Source organism: uncultured Dietzia sp. (genome assembly GCF_937873725.1).
GTDB lineage: Bacteria > Actinomycetota > Actinomycetes > Mycobacteriales > Mycobacteriaceae > Dietzia.
This window is the reverse complement of the sequence record NZ_CALMYY010000017.1, coordinates 1-3,057: the sequence shown is the minus strand read 5'-3', so window position 1 is coordinate 3,057 and position 3,057 is coordinate 1. Positions and strand designations below refer to the sequence as shown.

Below are 3,057 nucleotides of genomic sequence, written 5' to 3'. Positions count from 1 at the left end.
GACGCTACGTGCTCGACCGCGCGATCTTCGACGCCCTGCGCCGCATCACCCCGGGAGCCGGTGGCGAACTACAGCTCACGGACGCGATCGACCTGCTGATCCGCGAGGGTCACCCCGTCCACGTGGTGATCCACGACGGCACCCGCCACGACCTCGGGAACCCCGGCGGCTACATCAAGGCGTGCGTGGACTTCGCGCTCGACAACCCGGCCTACGCGGACGATCTCCGCGAGTGGCTGCAGGCCCGCTTCGGTTCCTGAGCCCCGACCCGCGGGGGGACGGGCGGGAACACGCGCCGGCGCGGTGGCGCCGCCGCAGGATGACGGCCTCCGGCCGCTACCCTCTCCCACATGGACCCGCCAGGCCGGTCCGCAGGCTCCGGCCGGGGGCGAGAAGCCCGGGCAGCGATTCGTACGGGAAGGGGACACCTGGTGCGCTCCGTCGAGGAACAGCTCGCGCTGGTGACCGCGGCCGCGGTCGCCCCACGTCCGGTGCGCGTGTCGATCTCCGAGGCACAGGGGTTGCTCTGCGCCGAGGAGGTGGTGGCCGAGCGTCCGCTGCCCTCGTTCGACCAGGCGGCGATCGACGGGTACGCGGTGCGCAGCGTCGACATCCGCGTGGGCGGCGCGCCGGGCGGGCCCGGGGACCCCGCACCGGGACCGACCGCGCTCCCGGTGGTGGGCAGGATCACCGCGGGGCCCCGCCAGCCCCCCCGGCTGCAGCCGGGCCAGGGTGTCCGCGTGGACACGGGCGCCCCCCTGCCCACGCTCGCCGACGCGGTCCTGCCGGTGGGGTGGGCCACCGCGGAGGGGCAGCGGATCACCCCGACCAGGTCCGTCCGCAGCGGCGACTACGTCCGTCGCGTGGGCGACGACGTCCAGCCGGGCGACGTGGCCGTGCGCGCCGGGAGCATCATCGGTCCGGCGCAGGTGGGCCTGCTCGCCTCGGTGGGGCGGGCCAAGGTGCTGGTGCACCCCAAGCCGCGCATGTCCGTGATCTCGGTGGGCGACGAACTGCTCGACGTGGACGGGCAGCCCGGCACCGGCCAGGTCTACGACGTCAACTCCTACGCCCTCACCGCCGCCGGCCGCGACGCCGGCGCCGACGTGCACCGGGTGGGCATCGCCAGCACCGAGCCGTCGCGCCTGCGGGAGGTCCTCGAGGGGCAGCTCGTGCGCAGCGAGCTGGTCGTGGTCTCCGGCGCCGCCGGCGGGGAGGCCACCACCCGCATCCGCCGGGTGATGGAGGAGCTCGGCCGGATCGAGGTCAACCGGGTGGCCATGCACCCCGGCTCGGTCCAGGGCTTCGGGCGGCTCGGCCGCGACGAGGTCCCCACCTTCCTGCTGCCGTCCAACCCGGTCAGCGCGCTCGTGGTGTTCGAGATCATGGTCCGGCCCCTCATCCGGATCGCCCTGGGCAAACGCCAACCCATGCGGCGGACCGTCCGGGCCCGCACCGTCGCCCCGATCTCCTCCGTGGAGGGCCGCCGCGGCTACCTGCGCGGGCAGCTCATGCGCGACACCGACACCGGCGAGTACCTGGTGCGCGCGCTCGGCGGCGCGCAGGGCTCCTCCACGCACCTGCTGGCGTCCCTCGCGGAGGCCAACTGCCTGGTCGTGGTGGATCCCGACGTCACGGCCGTGCGGGCGGGCGACGAGGTGGACGTGATGTTCCTCGCCCAGCGCGGCTGAGCGGCATGCGGAGTGCGTTCACGTCCGACGCGGTGGCCAACCCCGGCTGGCCGCTCGAGGCGGGTCCCCTGCGCGTGCGCGCAGGCGTGGTGACCCTGCGCCCGGTGCGGCGGCGGGACGCCCGGGACTGGTCCGCGCTGCGGCTCACCGAGCGGGACTACCTGGCGCCGTGGGAGCCGACGGTCGACGGCGAGTGGCGGCAGAACAACGCCGCCCGAGCCTGGCCGGGGATCCACTCCCAGCTCAGGCGCTACGCCCGGGTCGGGGCCTCGCTCCCGGCGGCCATCGAGCTGGACGGCCGGTACTGCGGGCAGCTCACGGTGGGCGGCGTCGTCCGCGGCGCCTTGCACTCGGGATGGATCGGCTACTGGGTGGGACGACGGTTCGGTGGCGGCGGCGTGGCCACGGCGGCGCTCGCCCTGGGGGTGGACCACGCGCTGGGTCCGGGCGCGCTGCACAGGGTGGAGGCGACCGTCCGGCCGGAGAACGCGGCCAGCAGGATCGTGCTCGAGAGGTGCGGATTCCGCGAGGAGGGCCTGTTGCGGCGCTACCTCCACGTGGACGGCGCGTGGCGGGATCACCTCCTGCTGGCCCGCACCCGCGAGGAGCACGGGCGGGGGGCCGTCGCCGCGCTCGTGGCGTCGGGTCGCGCCGAGCGCGTCCGTTGATGTGGGTGAGCATCGTGGGCGGCGGCGCGCCGCCACGGGGCGGGGCCCGGCCGCCGTTACGGTTGGGACCTCACCACGACGTCCCGTGTCGGGGTCGACGCTCGAGGAGGCCTGATCGATGTCCAGCTCGTTGCTGATCATCCTGCTGGTGGTGGTCTGGCTGTTCGTCCTCGCGCCGATGCTCATCCGGTCGCGTAATCCCATTCGCCGCACCGGTGACGCATTGGCCGAGACGCGAACGCTGTACTCCGGTGGTTCCGGCCGCCTCGTACCCAGTCGCGGCCGCGCTGCCGCCGACCCGGTGCAGGTCGAGGCCGAGGAATCCCTCTTCGGTCTCCCCTCCGGCGTCGGTGCCACCGACGCGGAGTTGCTCGACACGGAGACGTGGGAGCACATGCTCGAGCAGACCCTCCGGCGCGATGCTGCCGGTCGACGCGGCGAGGCCGTCCGTCGTGCGATGGAAGAGCGTCGTGTCGCCGCCTCCTCAGGAGATGTCTCGTCCGAGGAGATCACCGCCGAGATCCCGGCCGTGGTGGCCTCCGGCGATGAGTCCGACTCCGTCTCCGCTCAGTCCCGCGGCGAGCGCACCGCGCCGACGGGTGCCGCTTCCGCTTCCGCTTCCACGGTCCGGACCGCAGAGCCGGCCGACACCGTCGAGGCCTCGCGCCCTGAGGTGGTCGACGGGGAGCTGCTCGAGC

The 3,057-nt window shown here is 74.4% G+C and carries 2 protein-coding genes and 2 pseudogenes; all 4 read left to right on the top strand.

The genetic code is table 11. The features are described 5' to 3' along the window. A pseudogene (locus Q0444_RS01230) lies at positions 1–260 on the top strand (UTP--glucose-1-phosphate uridylyltransferase); the annotation flags it as partial. A gap of 171 nt (positions 261–431) precedes the next feature. Further along, the gene (glp, locus tag Q0444_RS01225; protein ID WP_299020769.1) at positions 432–1,691 is read left to right on the top strand and encodes a gephyrin-like molybdotransferase Glp; all 1,260 of its coding nucleotides are present in this window, start codon (positions 432–434) and stop codon (positions 1,689–1,691) included. A gap of 5 nt (positions 1,692–1,696) precedes the next feature. After that, positions 1,697–2,359, top strand: coding sequence for a GNAT family N-acetyltransferase (locus tag Q0444_RS01220; RefSeq protein ID WP_291079655.1), 663 nt, complete (start codon positions 1,697–1,699; stop codon positions 2,357–2,359). Positions 2,360–2,477: 118 nt separating this feature from the next. Next, positions 2,478–3,057 (top strand): annotated as a pseudogene (locus Q0444_RS01215) (hypothetical protein); the annotation flags it as partial.